General features: G+C 70.5%; 19 protein-coding genes. 14 read left to right on the top strand and 5 right to left on the bottom strand.

What is annotated here, in order from left to right:
• Positions 1-77: 77 nt before the first annotated feature.
• The 4 genes from FOF48_RS33680 to FOF48_RS33665 all read left to right on the top strand — a co-directional run bounded on the left by FOF48_RS33680 (position 78) and on the right by FOF48_RS33665 (position 4,860).
• Positions 78-1,064, top strand: coding sequence for a Rieske (2Fe-2S) protein (locus FOF48_RS33680; RefSeq protein ID WP_143908637.1), 987 nt, complete (start codon positions 78-80; stop codon positions 1,062-1,064).
• Positions 1,051-1,962 carry a fatty acid desaturase gene (locus tag FOF48_RS33675; protein ID WP_143908635.1) on the top strand — a complete coding sequence of 304 codons (912 nt, stop codon included), beginning with the start codon at positions 1,051-1,053 and terminating at the stop codon, positions 1,960-1,962. The genes FOF48_RS33680 and FOF48_RS33675 overlap by 14 nt, the downstream gene beginning before the upstream one ends.
• Positions 1,963-1,994: 32 nt before the next feature.
• The gene (locus FOF48_RS33670) at positions 1,995-3,452 is read left to right on the top strand and encodes a phosphatase PAP2 family protein (RefSeq protein ID WP_255442962.1); all 1,458 of its coding nucleotides are present in this window, start codon (positions 1,995-1,997) and stop codon (positions 3,450-3,452) included.
• Between the two features lie 100 nt (positions 3,453-3,552).
• Complete coding sequence (locus FOF48_RS33665) at positions 3,553-4,860, top strand: DUF418 domain-containing protein (RefSeq protein ID WP_143908633.1); 1,308 nt, start codon at positions 3,553-3,555, stop codon at positions 4,858-4,860.
• On the opposite strand, the gene FOF48_RS33660 is transcribed toward FOF48_RS33665, so the two are convergent.
• The 3 genes from FOF48_RS33660 to coaA are packed head-to-tail and all read right to left on the bottom strand — an operon-like array spanning position 4,823 to position 7,445.
• Positions 4,823-5,443 carry a nuclear transport factor 2 family protein gene (locus FOF48_RS33660; protein WP_143908631.1) on the bottom strand — a complete coding sequence of 207 codons (621 nt, stop codon included), beginning with the start codon at positions 5,441-5,443 and terminating at the stop codon, positions 4,823-4,825. The genes FOF48_RS33665 and FOF48_RS33660 overlap by 38 nt on opposite strands.
• Before the next feature lie 39 nt (positions 5,444-5,482).
• Entirely contained in the window at positions 5,483-6,469 is a 987-nt protein-coding gene (locus FOF48_RS33655; protein ID WP_143908629.1) for a cysteine synthase A, read from the bottom strand.
• A 22-nt stretch (positions 6,470-6,491) separates the two neighbouring features.
• Positions 6,492-7,445 (bottom strand): type I pantothenate kinase, encoded by a 954-nt coding sequence (gene coaA, locus FOF48_RS33650; RefSeq protein WP_143908627.1) that lies wholly within the window; start codon positions 7,443-7,445, stop codon positions 6,492-6,494.
• A gap of 176 nt (positions 7,446-7,621) precedes the next feature.
• Between coaA and FOF48_RS33645 the strand changes: the two genes are divergently transcribed.
• The 3 genes from FOF48_RS33645 (at position 7,622) to FOF48_RS33635 (ending at position 11,567) form a co-directional block, all read left to right on the top strand.
• Positions 7,622-8,911 carry an OprO/OprP family phosphate-selective porin gene (locus FOF48_RS33645; RefSeq protein WP_143908625.1) on the top strand — a complete coding sequence of 430 codons (1,290 nt, stop codon included), beginning with the start codon at positions 7,622-7,624 and terminating at the stop codon, positions 8,909-8,911.
• Positions 8,912-9,072: 161 nt separating this feature from the next.
• Positions 9,073-10,092 carry a hypothetical protein gene (locus FOF48_RS33640; RefSeq protein WP_143908623.1) on the top strand — a complete coding sequence of 340 codons (1,020 nt, stop codon included), beginning with the start codon at positions 9,073-9,075 and terminating at the stop codon, positions 10,090-10,092.
• A gap of 134 nt (positions 10,093-10,226) precedes the next feature.
• Positions 10,227-11,567, top strand: a complete 1,341-nt coding sequence (locus FOF48_RS33635) for a hypothetical protein (RefSeq protein ID WP_143908621.1) — start codon at positions 10,227-10,229, stop codon at positions 11,565-11,567.
• A 3-nt stretch (positions 11,568-11,570) separates the two neighbouring features.
• Here the strand turns inward: FOF48_RS33635 and FOF48_RS33630 are convergent, their stop codons facing one another.
• A complete protein-coding gene (locus FOF48_RS33630; RefSeq protein ID WP_143908619.1) occupies positions 11,571-12,860 on the bottom strand; it encodes an ATP-binding protein in 1,290 nt (429 codons plus the stop codon).
• Between the two features lie 32 nt (positions 12,861-12,892).
• Positions 12,893-13,588, bottom strand: coding sequence for a glutamine amidotransferase (locus tag FOF48_RS33625; RefSeq protein ID WP_143908617.1), 696 nt, complete (start codon positions 13,586-13,588; stop codon positions 12,893-12,895).
• 223 nt (positions 13,589-13,811) lie between these two features.
• Between FOF48_RS33625 and FOF48_RS33620 the strand changes: the two genes are divergently transcribed.
• From FOF48_RS33620 to FOF48_RS33590, 7 genes are all read left to right on the top strand, one after another.
• Entirely contained in the window at positions 13,812-14,894 is a 1,083-nt protein-coding gene (locus FOF48_RS33620) for a M35 family metallo-endopeptidase (protein WP_143908615.1), read from the top strand.
• Positions 14,895-14,984: 90 nt separating this feature from the next.
• A complete protein-coding gene (locus FOF48_RS33610; RefSeq protein ID WP_161666968.1) occupies positions 14,985-15,614 on the top strand; it encodes a protease in 630 nt (209 codons plus the stop codon).
• A 109-nt stretch (positions 15,615-15,723) separates the two neighbouring features.
• Positions 15,724-16,830 carry an isopenicillin N synthase family oxygenase gene (locus FOF48_RS33605; RefSeq protein ID WP_143908611.1) on the top strand — a complete coding sequence of 369 codons (1,107 nt, stop codon included), beginning with the start codon at positions 15,724-15,726 and terminating at the stop codon, positions 16,828-16,830.
• A 72-nt stretch (positions 16,831-16,902) separates the two neighbouring features.
• Complete coding sequence (locus FOF48_RS33600) at positions 16,903-18,186, top strand: MFS transporter (RefSeq protein ID WP_143908609.1); 1,284 nt, start codon at positions 16,903-16,905, stop codon at positions 18,184-18,186.
• Positions 18,187-18,372: 186 nt separating this feature from the next.
• Positions 18,373-18,546, top strand: a complete 174-nt coding sequence (locus FOF48_RS36665) for a hypothetical protein (RefSeq protein ID WP_161666966.1) — start codon at positions 18,373-18,375, stop codon at positions 18,544-18,546.
• Between the two features lie 38 nt (positions 18,547-18,584).
• Positions 18,585-19,151, top strand: coding sequence for a class I SAM-dependent methyltransferase (locus tag FOF48_RS33595; protein ID WP_255442958.1), 567 nt, complete (start codon positions 18,585-18,587; stop codon positions 19,149-19,151).
• A gap of 42 nt (positions 19,152-19,193) precedes the next feature.
• The gene (locus tag FOF48_RS33590) at positions 19,194-20,825 is read left to right on the top strand and encodes a fumarate hydratase (protein WP_143908607.1); all 1,632 of its coding nucleotides are present in this window, start codon (positions 19,194-19,196) and stop codon (positions 20,823-20,825) included.
• Positions 20,826-20,833: the final 8 nt, after the last annotated feature.

Raw genomic sequence — 20,833 nt, 5'->3', positions numbered from 1 at the left:
GGAACCCGGGCGTAAAGCCAGCCTCCGTCCGTCCCCCCCGTGGCCCTGGGGACACCGGGTCCGGTAGGGTCCGGGCCATGGTTGTTTCCGTACCAGCCGGGGTGGCTCCGGACCACCTCCCCGGGCCCTCGCGGCCCCGCTCCTGGTACCTCGTGGCCCCGTCGGCCGCCCTGCGGACCGGACAGGCGCTGGGCGTGCAGGTGGCCGGGCGCGAGGTGGTGGTGTTCCGGAGTGAGACGGGCCGCGTCCACGCGCTGTCGGCCCACTGTCCCCACCTGGGCGCCCATCTGAAGCACGGCACCGTCCAGGGCGAGCTGCTGCGCTGTCCGCTCCACCACTGGGGCTTCGATGGCGGGGGCCGCTGCCGCGCGGTGCCGGGACGCGGCGACGTGTCCTCCCTTCCGGGGCCTCGCGCCTGGCCGGTGGAGGAGCGCTTCGGCGGGGTGCTCGTCTTCAACGGGCCCGAGGCCCTCTTCCCTCCTCCCGACCTGGGAGGTGGGGAGCATGTGTGGAACGTGGGACCTCCGGTGACGGTGCGCTGTCCCTGGTTGCCGCTCGCGGCGAACTCGTTCGACCTGGAGCACCTGCGCACGGTGCACCACCGCGAGCTGTGGGACACGCCCACGGTGGAGGCGCCGGATCCGTACACGCTGCGCCTGCGCTACACGTCGCGCGTCACCGGCACCGGGGTGAGCGACCGGCTGATGAAGGCGCTGTCGGGCAACCACATCCAGGTGGCGCTCACGCTGCACGGCGGCACGTTGATGTCCGTGCGGAGCGACCTGGGCCGAGTGCAAGGGTTGCTGCTCGCCAGCATGACGCCCGTGCCGGAGGGGACGTCGGTGCGGCTCGCCGTCGCGGCGCGGCGGGGGTGGCTTCCGGGTGCGGCGGCGCTGGCGCTCGGGGTGTCGAGGTGGCTCTACACGGCGTTCCTGCGCCGCGACCTGTCCGTGCTGGACGGCATGCGCTTCAACGTCGCGACCGCGACAGCGGATCCCGTGATGCGCCAGCTGCTCGACTTCGCCGTCGGCCTGCCCGAGGACCCGGACGATGCGCGCCGGTGACACCCCGCCCATTCCGGCCACGCTCAACGTGGCGCTGCTCACCGTGGCGCTGGGCGCGGCGGCCCTGTGCCTCTGGACCGCGTCGCACGCGGAGGCGCTGTGGGCCCGGCTGGTGGCGGCGGGAGCGTTCTCCTACGTGAACAACACGGTCTTCTCGCTGCTGCATGAAGCGACGCATGGCGTGCTGCACCCGTCGCGGAGACTCAACGACGGCTTGGGGCGGCTGGCGGCGACCTTCTTCCCGACGTCGTTCACGTTGCAGCGTGCCTTCCACCTGACGCATCACCGGCACAACCGCACGGCGCGCGAGCAGTTCGACTACCTGCACCCGGGAGACCACCGGTTCCTGAAGTACGCGCAGTGGTACGTCATCCTCACGGGCGTCTATTGGCTCTTCGTGCCGCTGGGGGCGTTCGTGTTCGCGCTCGCGCCGGGGTTGCTGCGGAGGCTGCGAGGTCCGGGCACTCGCTATGGAGAGCAGACAGGCGCGGACGCGTACCTGGGCCGCCTGGAGGACGCGCCGGGAGCAGCCATCCGCTGGGAGGTGCTGGCGATGGTGGCCGTGCAGGCAGGGCTGTCGTACGCGCTGGAGCTGACACCCGCGGGCTGGGCCCTCTGCTACGCGGCGTTCGCGGTGAACTGGAGTTCGCTCCAGTACGCGGACCACGCGTGGTCGCCGCTGGATGTGCGCGAGGGTGCATGGGACCTGCGGGTCGCGGCGCCGGTGCGCTGGGTGTTCCTCAACTACCACTACCACCGGGCGCACCACCGCCACCCGCAGGTGCCGTGGCTTCACCTGGGCCGCTACGTGGACGAGAGCGTCCCCCGTCCGTCCTTCCTGCGCATCTGGCTTTCGATGTGGCGTGGGCCCCGACCGTTCCCGGAGAAGGCACCCTGAGCGCGCTCTTCGGTTGGCCCACGGCTGGGGAGTTGAAGCGCACGGCGGCGCTCGCGTCCGGCTTCGCGGTGTTCTTCCTCGTGGTGTACGGCGGCGCGAGCTGGGTGACCGGCTTCTATCCCGGTGGCCTGCGCGTGGACCTGCCCTTCGAACGGCACATCCCGTTCGTCCCCAGCTGGGCCGCCGTCTACATCAGCATGGACCTGCTGCTGCTGCTGTCCCTGTTCATCTTCCGGACGTGGAGGCGGATGCTCCCCTTCGCGCTGGCCCTGTGCGCGGAGACGGTGCTGGGGGCGCTCTGCTTCCTCGTGTTGCCCGTCGAAGTGGCGTGGCCGCGACGGGTGGTCACCGGAGCGTGGACCCAGGTCTTCCAGTTCGCGGACACGATGAACCTGGAGCGCAACTACCTGCCATCGCTCCACGTCGCCTTCGCCTGCACCGCGGCGCTGGCCTACCGCGAACGCGCAGGACCGGTGGCGCGCATGGGGTTCACGCTGTGGGCGCTCGCCATCGCGGCCTCCACGCTGCTCATCCACGAACATCACGCGGTGGATGTCCTCGCCGGAGCGCTCCTGGCGTGGGGAGTCTGGCGCGTCGTCGCGCCCCGCGTCCGGGAGGCGGCGTTCCTCGAAGCCGTGCGGGTCGAGTCGATCTGCGCGCGGGAGCTGTACCGCTTCGCGCGCAGACACCCACGCTACGGGCTCATCGCGCTCGTGCTGTATCAACAGTCCCTGGGCCGCTGGCGCGAGGCGCGCAGGGCGCGGGTGGGCTTCTGCTTCCTCCAGCTCGTGGACGACGTGCTGGATGGAGACCGCCCCGTGGAGGGCGAACCGCTGGAGTACATCGACGCGCTGCTTCGCACCCTGGAGACCGGCGCCCCCGGTCCCTCCAGCGCTTTCCACGACACCGCGTCCACGTTGGGCCGGGTGCTGCTCGCGGAGCTGACGAACCCGGGTGCCCGGGAGCAGGTGTTGGAGCTGGTGCGCACGATGCGCGAGGACCGCGAGCGAGTGCGCGCCAGGCACTGGTGGGACGCGGGCAGGATCCAGACCCAGCTCTCGAACACGTTCCGCCTGTCGGTGGGCCTGATGCTGCACGTCGCGGACGCCCAGGTGCGCGCGGAGGAGGCCCCGTCCCTGCTCGCGGCGCTGGGCTGGTGCTCCGTGATGCGCGACCTGCGCGAGGACCTGGCACAGGGCCTCTTCAACGTGCCCGCGGACGTCGCCGCCGAAGTGCGCGCCACCGGTCACGACCCGGCGGACCTCGACGCCTTGCTGGCCTCCGAAGCCGGACGCGCCTGGGTGGCCAGCGAATACCAGCGGGCCCGGCTCCTGCTGGACCACTCCGCGGCGGAGCTGGACTCGCTGGACGGAAGGCCTGGGACCGCCCTGCTGCGCCTCTTCCACCGGTCGGTGGAGGCGTTCTGGGCACGCAAGCTGCCCCGGCGGATGCCGTTCCTGCGTGAAGCCTCCGCGCTCCGGCCCTCCTGAAGCGGCCCCGCGCGTCAAGCGGAGTCGCCTGGAGCGTGGCCCGGACGCACGGCCTGGGACACGCATTGACGCGAGCAGGACGGAGGCATCTGCTGGCCCGATGTCCGACCCCACTCCTTCCTCCAGCGCCAGCCCGGTGGACGTGTCCGAGCGGCTGCCCCTGCTGGACGTGTTGCGCGGCTTCGCGCTGTGCGGCGTCTTCGTCTCGAACAGCTTCGCCTGGTTCAGCGGCAGGGTGCTCATGCCGCGCGAGCAGGCCCAGGCGCTGGCCGCGACGCCCTTCGAGGCCGTCGTCAGCGCCCTCTACCACTTCTTCGTGAACCAGAAGTTCGTCACGCTCTTCGCCTTCCTCTTCGGGCTGGGCTTCTCCATCCAGCTCCAGCGCGCGGAGCGAAGAGGGGCCTCCGTCGTTCCGGTGTATTCGCGGCGGCTGCTCGTCCTGCTGGGCATTGGCGCGACGCACCTCACCGCGCTCTGGGTGGGGGACGTCCTCTCCACCTATGCGCTGCTGGGCTTCGCGCTGCTGCTCTTCCGCCAACGGTCGGACCGGACGCTGTTGACGTGGGTGGGCGTCCTGTTGGTGGCCGTCCCGCTCGGGGTCCCCGTGCTCCAGCACTACGGCCCCATCCTGCTGCACGGCGCGCAGGCAGCCGCCGAGGCCGCGAAGGCCACCGACGACCTGGAGGCCCGGCTCCGGGAGCAGCTCTTCGTGGGGCTCTCCAGCGATTCGCTCTGGACGACCCAGGCGGCGAACGCGCACTTCCTCACGTTCATGCTGCCGCAGTTCAAGCGGCTGTTCTGGATGGCCACCATCCTGGGCCGCTTCCTGCTGGGCCTGCTCGCGGGACGGCACCTGCTGCTCCAGGACCTGGAGCGGCACAGGTCCTTGCACAGGAAGCTGCTCGGCTGGGGATTGGTGCTGGGCGTGCTGGGCAATGGCGCCATGGTGGGGGTCCAGCGCCTGCGCATCCTGGGGCTGGTGGACCCGGCGAAGGACGGCTGGATGGTCATCCTGTCCGCCATCCACGAGCTGGGGTTCCTGGGGCTGGCCGCGGCCTACGTCGCCGTCTTCGCCCTGCTCTTCCAAAGGGAGCCCTGGCGCAAGCGGATGCAGGTGCTGGCGCCCGTGGGCCGCATGGCGTTGACGAACTACCTGATGCAGACGGTGGTGAGCCTGTGCATCTACGACGGCTGGGGGCTGGGCCTCATTGGCAAGCTGCCGCCCTCCAGTTGCATGGCGCTCGCGCTGGCGGTGTTCGCGCTCCAGGTTCCCTTGAGCCACGCGTGGCTGTCGCGCTTCCGCTTCGGTCCGGCGGAGTGGCTGTGGCGCTCGCTCACCTACGGCCAGCGCCAGCCCATGCGCCACGCGCTCAAGCCGTCGCCGGCCGGCGTCCCCGGCGCCCGATGAAGAAACCGACCACGAGGGCGATGACGGCGGCCAGGGCCCCAAAGCTCAGGGCGGCGGTCTTCACCTTCGTGAGCAGGGCGTTGTCGAACACGTTGGTGGAGTAGTGGAACGCGGCGATGAGCCACTGGTCGCCCTCCTTCACCAGCGTGCAGGTCCACCGCCCGTGGACGACGAGGTCGGTGCCGTCACTCAACTGGTAGTGGTCCCGCGACGAGCCATAGGCGACGCCCGTATTGCCATACAGGCGCGTGAGCGCATCCACGTCGAACTTCGCCGTCACCTTCTTCACGACGCTGTGCGGAGCGCCCAGCATCTCCTCGTAGTACGCGCGGATGGCGGCCTTCCCCACGCGCACGTCGTTGTTCATGGTGGTGAACACGACGTCCGGATGCAGGTGGGACAGGAGCTGGTCCAGGTCCTGCCTGTTGAGCGCATCCTCCATGTCCTGCTTGATGGCGCGCAGCGCCTGATGCGTCACCTCGTCGCCCGAAGCCGCCGCGGCGGGAGCGTCCTGGGCTCCCGCCACCGTGGGCACCGCGACGAGCAGCAACGACAGGAGACCTACGAGCCGGGTGCGCACCATCGAAGCTCCACGAAGAAAGAAGGAGCCGCGCATCCTAACTCACGGCAGCGGCTTCACCGTGAGCTGCTTGGACGCGAGGAACTCCGGGTTGAACACCTTGGAGGCATAGCGGCTGCCGTGGTCGCACAGGAACGTGACGATGCGAAGCCCCTGTCCCTGGTGCCCGCGAGCGATCTCCCAGGCCGCGCGCACGTTGATGGCCGCGGAGGTGCCCACGACCAGCGCGTCCTCGCGCGCCAGGTGGTAGAGCATCTCCAGCATGTCCTGGTCCTCCAGGCGCATCGCCTCGTCCACGCGCGCCTGCCGGAAGTTCTCCGTCAGCCGCATGATGCCGATGCCCTCCGTGATGGAGCTGCCCGTCGTCTCCATCTTCCCCGTGCGCACCTGGCTGTAGAGCCCCGACCCCGGCGGATCCACCAACACCACGCGCAGCGCCGGGTTCTTCTCCTTCAGGTAGCGGCTCGTCCCGGACAGCGTGCCGCCGCTGCCCACCGACGCCACCAGCACGTCCACCCTGCCCTCCGCCTGCTCCCAGATCTCCGGCCCCGTCGTCTCGTAGTGGTAGTCACCGTTGGCCGTGTTCTCGAACTGGTTCATCCACGCCCAGCCGTGCTCCTCCGCCAGCACCCGCGCCTGATGGAAGAAGTGCATTGGATTGGAGAAGGGCACCGCCGGCACGCGCCGCACCTCCACGCCCATCGCCTCCAGGTACTCGTACTTCTCGCGCGCCTGGTTGTCCGGCATCGTCACCACCACGCGGTAGCCCCGCTCACGCCCCAGCAGCCCCAGGCCGATGCCGGTGTTGCCCGCCGTGCCTTCGACAATCGTCCCACCGGGCTTCAGCTGCCCCGTGGCCTCCGCGCGGAGGATCATCCCCTTCGCGGCGCGGTCCTTGATGCTGCCGCCCGGGTTCATGAACTCCGCCTTGGCGACGATGTCGCAGCCCGTCCGCCGGCTGAGCGACCCAATGCGCAACAGCGGCGTGTTCCCCACCGCATCCCAGAGCGAACCCAATCGTGGCGCCATGTCCATCCCTCCCTGAAGCCGCCTACAGCTTGCGCATCCGCACGCGGCGAACCTTGTGGTCGCTGCCCTTCACCAGGATGAGCCGCGCGCGCGAACGCGTGGGCGCGATGTTCTCCGCCAGGTTGGGCCCGTTGATCTCCGCCCACACCGACGCGGCCCGCGCTACCGCCTGCTCCCGCGTCAGCTCGGAGAAGCGCCGGAAGAAGGACCGCTCGTCGCGGAACGCCGTCTCCCACAAATGCAGGAAGCGCTCCACGTACCAGTGGCGGATGTCCGTCTCGTTCGCGTCCACGTAGATGGAGAAGTCGAAGAAGTCCGACAGGAACGTCTGCGGCAGCCGCCCGCCCTCCACCGGCCCCGTCTGAAGGACGTTCAACCCCTCCAGGATGAGGATGTCCGGCTGCCGGATGGACTGCGGCTCCCCCTCCACGATGTCGTAGACGAGGTGCGAGTACACCGGCGCCGTCACCACCTCGCGCCCCGCCTTCAGCTCCGCCAGGAAGCGCACCAGCCCGCGCCGGTCATAGCTCTCCGGGAAGCCCTTGCGGTTCATGATGCCGCGCTCGGCGAGCACCCGGTTGGGGAACAGGAACCCGTCCGTCGTCACCAGCGCCACGCGCGGATGATCCGGCCAACGCGCCAGCAGCGCCTGGAGGATGCGCGCCGTCGTGCTCTTGCCCACCGCCACGCTGCCCGCGATGGCGATGATGAACGGCACCTTGCGCACCGAATACCCCAGGAACGCCTGCTGCGCCGCCCACAGCGACTGCGCCGACGCCACCTGCAGGTGCAAGAGACGCGACAGCGGCAGGTAGACGTCCACCACCTCGTCGATGTCCAGCCGCTCGCCCAGGCCGCGCAGCTTCTCCACCTCCTCCGCCGTCAACGTCAACGGCGTGGAGGCCCGAAGCTCGCGCCACGCGTCGCGATCGAGGTCGACGTACATGGAGGCGGCGCGGGGCTTGGTCACGGACATGCCACCAAGCATGAACCAGACCTTCCCGGCTCCCGCAAGTGAAGGCGACAACAGGTCTTCCCCGGGCTCCTTGACAGCACGACATTCACGCGCGGAACGTGCCGGTCCGCGCCCAGTCCCGGTCCGCCTGGAACGGGGGGCTCCCCCCCTGGCGCCCCGCTTCTCCGAGGTCCCGCGTGTCCGTCCTCCACGGTCCAGTCCTCCTCGCCGCCACGGGGCTGCTGTTCGGCGCGCCCCTGGCGCACGCCCAGTCCCAGGCCGCCGAGCCCCCCAGGGCCGTGGATCCCCCGGTCGTCCAGACCTCGGAGGACGGCTTCTCGCTGTCGTCGGCGGACAAGGCCTTCGTGCTCAAGACGCGCGGACAGCTCCAGGGCGACGGGCGCTTCTACTTCGACGACACGGACCGCACCGGCACCAACACGTTCGTCATGAGGCGCGTGCGCCCCATCCTGGACGGGACGCTCTTCGGCTTCATCGACTTCCGCTTCATGCCCGACTTCGGCAACGGACAGCCGCTCATCCAGGATGCGTGGATCGACTTCCGGCCGGGCGAGTGGATCCGCCTGCGGGCCGGGCGCTTCAAGACGCCGTTCGGACTGGAGCTGCTCCAGTCGGACATGGACAACCCCTTCATCGAACGCTCGCTCACGGTGGACCTGGTCCCCAACCGCGACGAGGGCCTGGAGCTCCACGGCGAGGGCCAGGGGGGCCGGTGGCAGTACTCGCTGGCGGTGGTCAACGGCGATCCAGATGGCACCAGCACCGACTTCAACGGGGACGACAGCTTCGATCTGGTCGCCCGCGTCTTCGCCCTGCCCTTCAAGGGCATCGAGCCCTCCTTCCTCCAAGGGCTGGGCCTGGGCTTCGCGGTGACGCGCGGGCTGCAATTCGGCTCGGCCACCAACACCGGCCTCGTGCCCCAGCGCAGCACGGGCCAGGAGGTCATCTTCAGCTACCTGAGCAACGCGGACACGGGCGAGACCGTGGTCGCGCACGGCCAGCACCTGCGGGTGTCGCCCCAGGGCTACTTCTACTGGGGCTCGCTGGGTGTTCTCGCGGAGTACGTGCGCTCGACACAGGACGTGCAGGTGGCGGACGCGCGCGCCCGGCTGCGGAACCACGCGTGGCAGGCGTCCGCGTCGTGGGTCTTCGGGGGGAGGGCCTCCTTCGAGGGCGCGAAGCCAACGAAGCCCTTTGATCCGAAGACGGGCCAGGGCGGCGCGCTGGAGGTGGCGGCGCGCTACCACGCGCTGGACCTGGACGAGGCCGCCTTCCCCCGCTTCGCGAACCCCGCGCGCTCGGTGCGCACGGCGAAGGGCTTCGGCGTCGCCACCACCTTCGCCTTCAACCGGCGCGTGCGCTTCGCGGTGAACTACCACCGCACGAACTACCAGGGCGGTGCCCCCAACGGAGGCGACCGCAAGCCCGAGAACGTCGTGTTGTCCCGCTTCCAGCTCACGTTCTGAAACACGCCACCTGAAACACAGGCTGCTTGACGCTCCACGTCACCCGGCTTCGTCCTGGTGCGTCTTGAAGCGGGGACACCCGGTGCACGACGCTCCCGCTGCCCGCGACGGGTCGCCCTTCCCAAGGGCCGCCTGTCGCGGACTCCCGCAGAAGAGGACGCATGCCCGCGAACGTGTTCCCGCAGCGCCCGACGTCTGTCCGCCCCCCTGCCTCGTCGAAGTGGCTTCCTCGCGCCGCGATGCTCGCGCTGCTGGGGCTGGGCACGCCCGCGGCCGCGCAACAACCCGAAGCGCCCCCTCAAGAGAACGTGCAGCAGAACGTGCCGCCCCCGGTGCTGCCACCGATGCCGGAGCGCCGCGTCTTCTTCACCACGCTCAACGTGATTCGCTACAACCCGCTGGGGCTCGAGTCGCAGAACCGGCTCGTGTACCAGAAGCGGCTGTTCGACAGCCCCTCGCTGCTCTTGCGCGACACGTACGCCAGCGCCGCCGCGAGCCTGAAGGTGAGCCCGGCCTTCTTCAAGCTGGGCCCCGTGGTGGAGCTCCAGCCCCTGGCGGTGTTCAACCTCCGCGCCGGCTACGAATACGTCCAGTACTTCGGCACCTTCGGCAGCGTCCAGTCCTACCCGGACTCCTTCCAGAACTACGCCGATGACGTGCGCGATGTGACCAAGGACGCGGCCTACGGCACCTCCGGACACCACTTCTTCCTGGAGCCCATGCTCCAGGCGAAGGTGAAGTCGGTGGCGCTGCGCACCAAGCTGGCCATCGAGTACTGGAACGTGGACCTGCACGACGGCGGCCCGCGCAGCACCTTCTATGAGCCGACGCTGGACACGCTGGTGCCCGGCAAGGGCTGGGTGCTCGCCAATGACACGGATCTGCTGTGGCTGGCCGGGAAGTGGACGCTGGGCGCCAGGTTCTCCGCGGTGTGGCCACGCTACAACGACAACGCCAACGCGGTGGAGCCGCTGCCCGGCCAGCGCCTGCCCACCAACAAGCACATGCGCGTGGGCCCGCTCGTCGCGTATGCCTTTGACACCCACCCGGGCGGCGTGATGACCAGGCCGACCGTGCTGCTCATCGCGGGCTGGTACCTCAACCATGAGAACCGCACGAGCGCCATGCCCTACCTGCTGGGCGGGTTCTCGTTCAGCACGGAGCTGCTCTCCGGCGGCTGAGCGCCCCCGGAAGACTGTCCAATCCTCAAACCCAGACTGCCCTCCGGGGCAGTGGCCCCGGCCCCGCGTCGTCCCTAACTCGCCCTGGCTGTCTGCCTTCGTGGACAGCGGGGGTGCACATGGGTTGGACACGAATGGCGACGGGTTGGCGGTTCCTCTGGGCTGTCGTGGCGGTGGTGACGCTCAGCCGGTGCGCCCCGCCGGAAACCCCCGAGCCGCCATCCGTCACGCGAGAGGGCGCGGCGCTCCAGGCCGGGCTCGCGGGGGGTGACATCACCTGGCTCAAGCACCTGGGCAATGCCAGACAGGATGGCGCCTCCTCGGTGGCGTTCGACCGGGATGGCAACATCCTCATGCTGTTTGAATACCAGGGCAGCGTGGACCTGGGCGGGGGTCTCATCGGCTCCGGAGACCCCAACCGGTACGGCTTCGCGGTGGCGAAGTACACGTCGGCGGGCGCGCTGCTGTGGACCCGCGCCTTCGAGGCCACGCCCCAGCCCGGTGACCCGATTTCACGGGTCAGCGCGCCGGCGCTCACCGTGGACCGGGAACGGAACGTCCTCGTCGGAGGGGTCGCGAGCCAGCCCATCAACCTGGGCGCGGGGGTGCGTCCGCCGGGCGCCTTCCTCCTGAAGCTGCGCAAGACGGGGCAGTTCCAGTGGGCCCGGCACTTCACGGGCAACCTGGGGCCTCGGAGCCTCGTGACCGACTCGCAGGACGCCATCGCGATGGTGGGCAATGCCTACCGCACGGTGGACTTCGGCCAGGGGCCCATCACGCCCTCCGTGGACGCGCAGGTCGCCTTCCTCGCGAAGTTCAACGCGGCGGGCGCGCCCCAATGGAGCGTCATGGAGATGTGGGACCTGAGCAGCGGCACCAGCGTCGCGGTGGACGAGGAGGACGCGCTCTACCTCGCGGGCCACTGGTACCCCGACCCGGAGCTCTGGAAGGTGACCTCCTCGGGGACCGTGGCGTGGCAGCGGACCTTGAACGGCGCGTCCGGCGGCGTGCTCGACGTGGCGGTGCACGGCAACCGCGTGGTGGCCGGGGGACAGTTCAACAACCCCTTCACGTTCGCGGGGCGGACCGTCCCGAACCCCTCCTCGGGCAACGGGGGCTTCCTCGTCGCCTGGACCCGCGCTGGCGAGGAGCGTTGGGGCCAGAGCTTCGAACAGGTCGTCAGCGCGGTCGCCATGGGCGAGGATGACAGCGTGGTCGTGGGAGGCCACTCCACCTCGCCGGGCCCCTCTGGCCACAAGCTCTTCGTCGCGAGGCTCGAGCGCCTCCAGGGGCAGCAGCACTGGCTGCGCCGCTACGACGCGACCCAGCGCCCGTCCTTCACGGACCTGGCGGTGAACAAGCAGGGGGAGTTCGTGGCGCTGGGCTCCTTCACGGGCACCGTCCACTTCGACGCCGACTACACCTCGCGAGGCCTCGAGGACGTCTTCCTCTTCAAGGCGCGGACGGGCCCCTGAGGCTCACCCGAAGCCCTGGGCGCGCAGCGCCGCGCCCAGCGGCAGGGAGCCCGAACGGTAGGCATCGAAGCACCGCGCGGCCTCCTCCGGGGTCGGCTGGGTCCAACGCCAGCCGCCCGGGCCCGCGCGGACCTCGCAGCGGATCAACGACGTGCGCAGCGCCTCCGCGCTGGGGAACACCAGGTGCTCGAACAGCAGCGGGCTCTGGCTGGTGACGAAGGCCTGCCGTCCGCCCAGGTCCCCCACGCACGCGCCCACCAGGTCCGCGTGCAGCCCGTCCGCCAGCTCGTCCGCGATGACGAACGCCGCGTGCACATCCAGGTAGTAGAGGAAGGACAACAGCCGCTTCTGGCCGTAGCCCAGCTGCTCCTGCGTCACCGGGCCGCCGTCCGCGCGCACGAACGCGAACCGGAAGCCGCTGAAGCCCAACCGGCCCCCCTGCGACAGCGGCGCCCCTCCCTCCGTCACGTCCACGCTGAGCGTGCCGGACGCGAAGCCCGCCAGCGCCACGAAGCGCGCGAGGAAGCCCTGGGGCCGCGCATCGTGCCGCAGCAACAGCGCCGGAGGCACGGGCTCGCGCTCCACCTGATCTCTCAGCCAGCCGGGCATCCACGTGGGCAGCGCCATCAGGCCCAGCGGGAACAGCTCCTCTCCTCGCTGCTCCATCGCGTAGCGGATGGCGCCGATGCGCTCGAACATGCCCAGCGCCTCGTCGAAGCGCGGCGGTGCCAGCAGGAACGTCTCCCGCAGCAGGTCCTTCAGCCGCGCCTTCACGCCCGGCTCCAGGTACTGCGCGGCCATGAAGAGCAGCGTCCACACGGACCGGTCCAGCACCGACCAGTGCATGCGCTTGGAGAAGCCCGCCGCGCCCGCCACCTCGCACGCGAAGCCCGTGGCGCTGGCGCGCATGACGAGCCGCGCGTCCTCCGCCGCGTCCCACCGCACCGTCGCCACGATGGAGGGCATCAGCCCATGCGCCAGCGCCCCGGGAGGCAGCGCCAGCGCGTCTCCGGGCCCGCCCTCGCCCGCCGTCGCCGGCAGCGCCGCGGGGGGCTCGTTGCGCACGGCCACGTCCACCGTCAACGCGTCGAAGCGCAGCGCGTAGTCCAGCGCGAACGGCTCGCGCAGCAGCCCGGAAAAGTCCGAGCACACCACCGCCGACACCAGCTCCAGCAGCGTCGTGCGGCCGCTGCCCGTCGCGCCCACCACCACGTTGAGCGCGGGACCGAACGTCAGCACCGTGTCCGGCGCGAGCCCGCGGTAGTGGTGCACGTGCAGGCGGGTCAGCTTCATGGCGGCGTCCGGACCTCCGGAGGAAGCAGCCCTCAGCGTAGGCCCTTCGCCAGTTGGTGCGCGAGCCGGTGGAGCAGCTCCGTGTTCTCCACCTCCGAGGCCTTCAGCTTGGGCAGCTGCGCCTCCAGCGCCGCCAGGTCCTTGCCCCGCGTGAGCAGGTCCTCCGCGCCCAGCTCCAGCCAGCGCCCCAGCTCCAGGGCCGTCAGCTCCAGGTGGAACTGGAAGCCATAGGAGCGCCCCAACCGGAACGCCTGCTGGGTGTAGCGGTCCGTGGACGCCAGCAGCGTCGCGCCGGGCACCGGCGTGTAGGTGTCGCCGTGCCAGTGCGCCACCGCCGTGCGCGCCTTCGCGCCCCCGACCACCGGATCCTTCAGCGCGTCCTGCGTCCAGCGCACCGGCCCCACCCCCACCTCGAAGCCGTTCTTGCCCGGAGACACCGTCGCCCCCGCCGCCGCCGCCAGCAGCTGCGCGCCCAGGCACACGCCCACGCACGCGCGGTCATTGGCCAGTCGCTCGCCCAGCAAAGCCAGCTCTTCATTGAGGAACGGATGGGCGTCCGCCTCGTACACCCCCATGCCGCCCCCCATCACCACCACCAGCGGAGCATCCACGTCCTCGCGCTTCACCGTGCGGAAGCGCCGCACCAGCGTGAACCCCGCCGTCTCCAGCGCAGGGCCCAGCAGCCCGGGGCCCTCGTGCTCCTCATGCTCGAACACCACCGCGCGCATCGCCCGCAACCCCTTTCGTTCAGCCCCGTACTAAGTGCCGCACTCAGACTAACGCTCCCAGCCGCACTCCGCCGAGATGCGGCACGAACGTGAATTGTCAGTCAGCGCACATTTCAAAGTATTTTATGTTATCATCCTTGGGCCCGAATTCCCCTATAAACAGGTGGACCAGGGTATTCCCCCCTTGGGTGTTCGTCGCGTCGTTTCCGAAAGGAAGTTCCTCGTGAGCAAGAGCCTTCGCGGTTTCAAGTGGCTGGTGGGCACGGTGGTCGGCGTTTCCCTGCTGGGTGCCTGTGGCGCCCCGGCGGATGGTGAGCAGTCCCCCACGGAGGCCTCCGAGCAGGCCCAGGGCGCCCTGACGGCGCAGGTGTCCGTGGCGAAGGCCTCCATGGCCGCTCGCGACACGGTGACGGTGGAGGTGACGCTGACCAACACCTCGTCCGCGCCGGTGAGCCTCTACAAGTGGGAAGCGCCGGGCACGGGCCTCACCGAGGGCCGTCTGTCCGTCCTGCGCGACGGCACGCCCGTGGCCTACACGGGCGCGCACTTCAAGCGCGTGCTGGGCCGCGCCGAGGACCTCATCACGCTCGCTCCCGGCCAGAGCATCTCCGGCCCGGTCGTCGTCTCGGACGCGTACGACCTGTCCCGCACGGGCACGTACAGCATCCGCTACGAGCTGGAGTCGCGCTCCAGCGTGCAGGCGCTGGCCTCCAATGAGGTCACCGTCTTCATCGAGGGCCGCCGCAACAGCCGCGAGGAGGCCGAGGCGATGCGCGAGGTGACGGGCGAGAGCCTGGCGTACTCCGGCGCCTGCACCACGTCGCAGAAGAGCTCCATCTCCTCCGCGTTCAGCGGCGCGCAGACGTACTCCAACAACGCGTACACCTACCTGAGCGGCACGCCGTCCGCGACCAGCCGCTACACCACCTGGTTCGGCACCTACTCCAGCTCCAACTGGAACGTCATCAAGACGCACTTCAACAGCATCAAGAACGCGTTCGCCTCCGCGGCCGTGACCGTGGACTGCAGCTGCACCGACAGCGGCACCTACGCGTACGTGTACCCGGGCTCCCCGTACAAGATCTACGTGTGCGGCGCCTTCTGGAGCGCCCCCACCACGGGCACGGACTCCAAGGCCGGCACGCTGGTCCACGAGATGAGCCACTTCACCGTCGTGGCCGGCACGGACGACTGGGCCTACGGCCAGAGCGCCGCCAAGAGCCTGGCGAAGTCCAACCCCACCAACGCGCGTGACAACGCGGACAGCCACGAATACTTCGCGGAGAACAACCCCTCGCTGCCGTAAGGTGACGGCGGGTCGTTGACCGGGGGACGCGGGCCACGGGCCTCGCGTCCCCTTTTCTTTTCGCCGCACGAACACAAGGAGCGACACGTGATGGGGCTGGGACGAAGGAACCTCGCATGGCTCGCGGTGCTGTCCGCCGCCGGTGTCACCGCCTGTACGAAGCCCGCGGAGCCGCCCGCGCAGCAGCAGGCCCCCGTGGCCGCGGCGCCGACGACGCCCACCCCGCCCCCGCCGTCCACGCCGCCCCCTGCCGCCCCGGAGCCCACCGCCGTGAAGAACCCCGTGAACCTGGAGTGCGCCCTGAGCGCGCCCGCGAAGGCCCGCGTCGGCGAGCCCGTGGAGGTCCTCTTCAAGCTCACCAACCGCTCCGACCAGCCGGTGTGGGTCCTCAAGTGGCACACCCCCCTGGAGGGCTTCCTGGGCACCGTGTTCCAGGTCACCCGCGACGGCGAGGAGGTCTCCTACCAGGGCCCCATGGCGAAGCGCGCCGCGCCGAACGCGGACAGCTACGTGGCCATCGCTCCGGGGGCCACGGTGGAGAACCGCGTGGAGGTGACGCAGGCCTATGACTTCCAGAAGCCCGGCACCTACCGCATCGCCTTCCGCGACGAGCTGATGGACGTGGCCACTCGCAAGGAGGACGTGCCCGCGCCCGGCGGGGACTTCAAGTCCACCCCGGTGACGTGCGCCCCGGTGGACGTGACGCTCGCCGCCCGCTGAGGGCCGCGCCGGGAAAGGGGCCTTCTCCCGGACTTTCCCGGAACAGGAGGGCGGACAGGCACGCTCCCCCTCCTCAGCCGGGCCCAGGCGCGATACACCTGGGCCCATCATGGCGGACACCTCCTCGATCCACATCCCGACGGTCGACCTCACGGACCTCGCGTCGGGTGAACCGGCCCGTCTCGAGCGCGCCGCGGCGGCCCTTCGCGAGGCCTTTGGCGTCTTCGGGCTCGTCTTCGTGAAGAACCACGGCGTGGACGCGCCGGCGCTGGAGCGCTTCTACGACGCGTTCTCCAGCTTCGTCGCCCGGCCGGACGCGCAGAAGCGCCCCCTGGGCCGCGCGGACTTCTGGTACCAGCGCGGCTGGACGCCTCCCAACACGGAGGTCGCCGTCGCCGGCAACGGCCAGCCGGACTTCAAGGAGTGCTACTTCGCGGCGCCCACGCCCACGGACGCGCAATCCGCGATGGAGTTCCCGGAGCTGTACCCGGAGAACATCTGGCCGGACGACGCGCCGCCCTTCTTCCAGGAGGGCCTGCTCACCATGGGCCGCGCGCTGCACGAGGCCGGCCTCAAGCTGCTGCGCGGCGCCGCGCTGGCGCTGAAGCTCCCCGAGTCCACCTTCACCGACGCGTGCGAGAAGGCGCCCCACGTCACGCGCGCGCTCCAGTACCTGCCCCTGGGTCCGTCCCAGGTGAACACCGGCATCCTCTGGGGCGAGGAGCACACCGACTTCAACCTGCTCACGCTCCTGCCCGGGGGCCGCTTCCTCGACCCCGAGGGCCGCCCGGCGCCCAAGCCGGATGACCAGAGCGGCCTGTACCTGCGCACGCGCGCGACGCCGGACGCGCCCAATGGCCTGATGGTGCGCGGCACCGCGCCCGCCGGCTGCATCGTGGCGCAGGTGGGCCAGCAGCTGGAGATCCTCACGGGCGGCACGTTCCTGGCCACCCCGCACGTCATCACCGCGCCGGGCGTGCCCGGGTGGCAGCGCCAGTCCGCCGCGCACTTCATGCACGTGCACACCAGCCAGGTGCTCTTCCCGCTGCCGGGCTTCCGCACGCCGGAGGCGGTGGCCAACTACGCGCCGCCGGTGCTCGCGGGCACCTACGACATCAAGACGCTGGTGGACATCGGCCTCGCGCCGCCCGCCGCGCTCGACAAGCTGGGCTACCGCCACTACGACCGGCTCAACCGGATGCGCGCGACGTCATAAGACGGGCCCGGGGCCGCGCGCCCCTTGTCGCTGGCGGAGGGGGGCGGGCTGCGTTACAGCGCAGCCACTTCCATGGCCACACCCTCCGTCCTCGGCGCCTCCGTCTTCCGCCACCGCGACTTCCGGCTGTACCAGATCGCCCGCCTGTGCGCGGTGCTCGCGGCGCAGATCGAATCCGTCGCCATCGGCTGGCAGGTCTACGAGCTCACCGGGAGCGCGCTCGCGCTGGGCTACACCGGCCTGGCCCAGTTCGTCCCGTTCCTCGCCTTCAGCCTGCTGGGCGGACAGGTGGCGGACCGCTTCGACCGCCGCCGCATCCTGGCGATCTGCCAGGGCGTGATGCTGGTGTGCAGCCTGCTGCTGTTGACCTTCACGCTGGGCCACATCACCGACGTGCGGTTCGTCTATGGCGTGCTGGTGCTGTTCGGCACCGCGAGGGCCTTCTACGCGCCCGCCGGCTCCGCGCTCACGCCGTACCTGGTGCCCGCGGACGAGCTGACGCGCGCGGTGGCGGTGAACTCCACCACGTGGCAGGTGGCCACCATCGCGGGCCCCGCCGTGGGCGGCCTGCTCTACGGGTGGCTGGGCGGCAAGGGCGTCTACATCGCGTCCGCGTCGCTGTGCGCGCTCACGGTGGTGTGGATCCTCTCGCTCAAGGTGCGCACCGGCAGCGCGTCGCGCGAGCCCATCTCCCTGGCCACGCTCGTCGCGGGCCTGCGCTTCGTGCGCCAGAAGCGCCTGCTGCTGGGCAGCCTCACCCTGGACCTCTTCGCGGTGCTGCTGGGCGGCGCGGTGGCGCTGCTCCCCATCTACGCGCGCGATGTGCTGCACACCGGCCCCTGGGGCCTGGGCCTGCTGCGCAGCGCTCCGGCCGCGGGCGCCGCGGTGGTGGCGGTGCTGCTCGCCTTCCGTCCCCTGGGTGGCCACGCCGGGTGGAAGATGTTCGGCGCGGTGGCCGTGTTCGGCGCGGCCACGCTGGTGTTCGGCCTGAGCACGTCCCTGCCCCTGTCGCTCGCGGCGCTCGCCATCGGTGGGGCGGCGGACATGGTGAGCGTGGTGGTGCGCCACACGCTGGAGCTGGTCTCCACGCCGGACGACATGCGCGGCCGCGTGGGCGCGGTGAACATGATGTGCATCGGCGCCTCCAACGAGCTGGGCGAGTTCCGCGCGGGCTCGCTCGCCCAGGCCCTGGGCGCCGTGCACGCGGTGGTGATTGGCGCCGTGGGAACGCTCGTCGTCGTGGGGCTCTGGGCCTGGCTCTTCCCCGAGCTGCGAAACGTGGACCGGCTGGAGTCCGCCGCGCACCGCCCGCCCGTGCCCGAGGAGGACCCCACCGAATCCGCGCCCTCGCTCTGACCGGGGCGCCGCGCCCGGCGTGAAGTCCTGGCCCGCCACCGGGTCAACTCCCAGTGAAGCCCTGTTGCCTGGGGGGCCACGCCGTTGCCTCGCGTTGTAGCGCCTGGGGACACAATGGGGTCCACGCACCCCAACCCCCAGAGCAGGCGACCTGGTTGGTACGGTCCGTGCTTCAGCCGGATGCCCATGGGGTACTACTGGAACGTGGTGGCACTGTGCGTGGGGGTGGCGCTCTGCTTCGTGTTGGGCCGCGCCCTCTTCGAGGACACCGAGCCCGAGCCCGTCCGCGCCGCCACGACCGCTGAGCCCGCGCCGCCCCGGGTGGTGCGCATGGACGCGGGGCACCACCCGCGAAAGTAGGTCCCCCCGCCGGGCGCCCCCGCGCGATGATGCGCGCCGTGGCGAGCGCGACAGGCCCCCTCCTCCTCCTGCTGCTCTGGGCGGTGCTCCTCGCGGGGGTGCTGTCCATCGTCGTCTCCACGCTGCGCACCGGCGCGCCGCCCATGCCCAGCTCGCCCCGGGTGCGGCGGGCGCTGCTCGCCATGCTGCCCGGCGACACCCAGGGCACGGTGCTGGACCTGGGCTCGGGCTGGGGGGACGTGGCCTTCGCCCTGGCGGACCACTGCCCCCAGGCTCGCGTCGTCGCCTACGAGCTGTCCTGGCTGCCCTGGCTCTTCAGCCGGCTGCGCCAGCGCCTGTTCCCTCGCGCCAACCTGACGCTGCGCCGCGGGGACTTCTTCGGCGCGTCCTTCCAGGACGCAAGCTGCGTCGTCTGCTACCTGTCGCCGGGCATCATGGCCCGCCTGGCGCCCCGCTTTTCGGCCGAGCTGCCCCCCGGGGCACGCATCCTGAGCCACACCTTCGGACTCCGGGGGTGGCCACCCGCGCGCAGCGTGCGGCTGACGGACCTGTACCGCACGCCCGTCTACCTCTACGAAGTGCCGCCCCGCGCGCCTCCTGGTTAGAGTTCCCCGCCGTCCCCCCCTTCTTCAAGAGATCCGCCCGCGATGAGTGACTTCCAGTTCCAGGACATGCTGCCGCTTGGCAAGGACGAGACGCCCTACCGGCTGCTCACGAAGGAGCACGTCTCCACGTTCGAGGCCGGCGGCCGGTCCTTCCTCCAGGTGGAACCGGAGGCGCTCACGCTGCTCACCCGCGAGGCCATGCGGGACATCTCCCACCTCTTGCGGCCCGGGCACCTGAAGCAGCTGTCCCTCATCCTCCAGGACCCGGAGGCGTCCGCCAACGACCGGTTCGTGGCGCTGGAGCTGCTCAAGAACGCCAACATCGCCGCGGGCGGCGTGCTGCCCTCCTGCCAGGACACCGGCACCGCCATCGTGATGGGCAAGAAGGGCCAGTACGTCCTCACGCAGGGCGGCGACGAGGCGGCCATCTCCCGGGGCGTGTTCGACACGTACCTGACCTCCAACCTGCGCTACTCGCAGATGGCGCCGCTGGACATGTACAAGGAGGTCAACACGGGCAACAACCTGCCCGCGCAGATCGAGCTCTACGCGACCGACGGCGACGCCTACAAGTTCCTCTTCATGGCCAAGGGCGGCGGCTCCGCGAACAAGAGCTACCTCTTCCAGGAGACCAAGGCGGTCCTCAACCCGCAGAGCCTGCTGGCGTTCCTGGAGACGAAGATCCGCGCGCTGGGCACCGCCGCGTGCCCGCCGTACCACCTGGCCATCGTGGTGGGCGGCACGTCCGCGGAGTTCGCGTTGAAGACGGCGAAGTACGCCTCCGCGCGCTACCTGGACACGCTGCCCACCTCTGGCAACGCGCTGGGCCGGGGCTTCCGCGACGTGGAGTTGGAGCAGGAGGTGCTCAAGCTCACCCAGCGCACCGGCATTGGCGCGCAGTTCGGCGGCAAGTACTTCTGCCACGACGTGCGTGTCATCCGCCTGCCGCGCCACGGCGCCTCGTGCCCGGTGGCCATCGCCGTCTCCTGCTCCGCGGACCGCCAGGCGCTGGGGAAGATCACCCGCGACGGCGTCTTCCTGGAGGCGCTGGAGACGGACCCCGCGAAGTACCTGCCGGAGACGACGGACACGGACCTGTCCGGCGACGTGGTGAAGCTGGACCTCAACCGCCCCATGAGCGACCTGCGCGCGGAGCTGTCCCGCTACCCCATCAAGACGCGCCTGTCGCTGTCGGGGTCGCTGGTGGTGGCGCGCGACATCGCGCACGCGAAGATCAAGGAGCGCCTGGACAAGGGCGAGGGCATGCCCCAGTACCTCAAGGACCACATGGTCTACTACGCGGGCCCGGCGAAGACGCCGGAGGGCTACGCGTCCGGCTCCTTCGGCCCCACCACCGCGGGCCGCATGGACGCGTACGTGGATCAATTCCAGGCGGAGGGCGGCAGCTTCGTGATGCTCGCCAAGGGCAACCGCTCCCCCGCCGTCACGGAGGCGTGCAAGAAGCACGGCGGCTTCTACCTGGGCTCCATCGGCGGCCCCGCGGCGCGGCTCGCCCAGGACTGCATCAAGAAGGTGGAGGTCCTGGAGTACGCCGAGCTGGGCATGGAGGCCGTCTGGAAGATCGACGTGGTGGACTTCCCCGCCTTCATCGTCGTGGACGACAAGGGCAACGACTTCTTCGCGAACATCAACAAGCCGTCCGCGAAGAAGTAGCGCCCCAC

It is taken from the genome of Corallococcus sp. Z5C101001, from assembly GCF_007352635.1.
Classification (GTDB): Bacteria; Myxococcota; Myxococcia; order Myxococcales; family Myxococcaceae; genus Corallococcus; species Corallococcus silvisoli.
Note: the sequence above shows the minus strand (reverse complement) of the source record. Positions and strands in the feature narration are given on the sequence as shown.

Bases quoted from the DNA above. Each gene is read 5' to 3' on its own strand.
- FOF48_RS33680 (WP_143908637.1), top strand. From the start codon at position 78: ATGGTTGTTTCCGTACCAGCCGGGGTGGCTCCGGACCACCTCCCCGGG.
- FOF48_RS33675 (WP_143908635.1), top strand. From the start codon at position 1,051: ATGCGCGCCGGTGACACCCCGCCCATTCCGGCCACGCTCAACGTGGCG.
- FOF48_RS33665 (WP_143908633.1), top strand. From the start codon at position 3,553: ATGTCCGACCCCACTCCTTCCTCCAGCGCCAGCCCGGTGGACGTGTCC.
- FOF48_RS33660 (WP_143908631.1), bottom strand. From the start codon at position 5,443: ATGGTGCGCACCCGGCTCGTAGGTCTCCTGTCGTTGCTGCTCGTCGCG.
- FOF48_RS33655 (WP_143908629.1), bottom strand. From the start codon at position 6,469: ATGGCGCCACGATTGGGTTCGCTCTGGGATGCGGTGGGGAACACGCCG.
- coaA (WP_143908627.1), bottom strand. From the start codon at position 7,445: ATGTCCGTGACCAAGCCCCGCGCCGCCTCCATGTACGTCGACCTCGAT.
- FOF48_RS33640 (WP_143908623.1), top strand. From the start codon at position 9,073: ATGCCCGCGAACGTGTTCCCGCAGCGCCCGACGTCTGTCCGCCCCCCT.
- FOF48_RS33635 (WP_143908621.1), top strand. From the start codon at position 10,227: ATGGCGACGGGTTGGCGGTTCCTCTGGGCTGTCGTGGCGGTGGTGACG.
- FOF48_RS33630 (WP_143908619.1), bottom strand. From the start codon at position 12,860: ATGAAGCTGACCCGCCTGCACGTGCACCACTACCGCGGGCTCGCGCCG.
- FOF48_RS33625 (WP_143908617.1), bottom strand. From the start codon at position 13,588: ATGCGCGCGGTGGTGTTCGAGCATGAGGAGCACGAGGGCCCCGGGCTG.
- FOF48_RS33610 (WP_161666968.1), top strand. From the start codon at position 14,985: ATGGGGCTGGGACGAAGGAACCTCGCATGGCTCGCGGTGCTGTCCGCC.
- FOF48_RS33605 (WP_143908611.1), top strand. From the start codon at position 15,724: ATGGCGGACACCTCCTCGATCCACATCCCGACGGTCGACCTCACGGAC.
- FOF48_RS33600 (WP_143908609.1), top strand. From the start codon at position 16,903: ATGGCCACACCCTCCGTCCTCGGCGCCTCCGTCTTCCGCCACCGCGAC.
- FOF48_RS36665 (WP_161666966.1), top strand. From the start codon at position 18,373: ATGGGGTACTACTGGAACGTGGTGGCACTGTGCGTGGGGGTGGCGCTC.
- FOF48_RS33590 (WP_143908607.1), top strand. From the start codon at position 19,194: ATGAGTGACTTCCAGTTCCAGGACATGCTGCCGCTTGGCAAGGACGAG.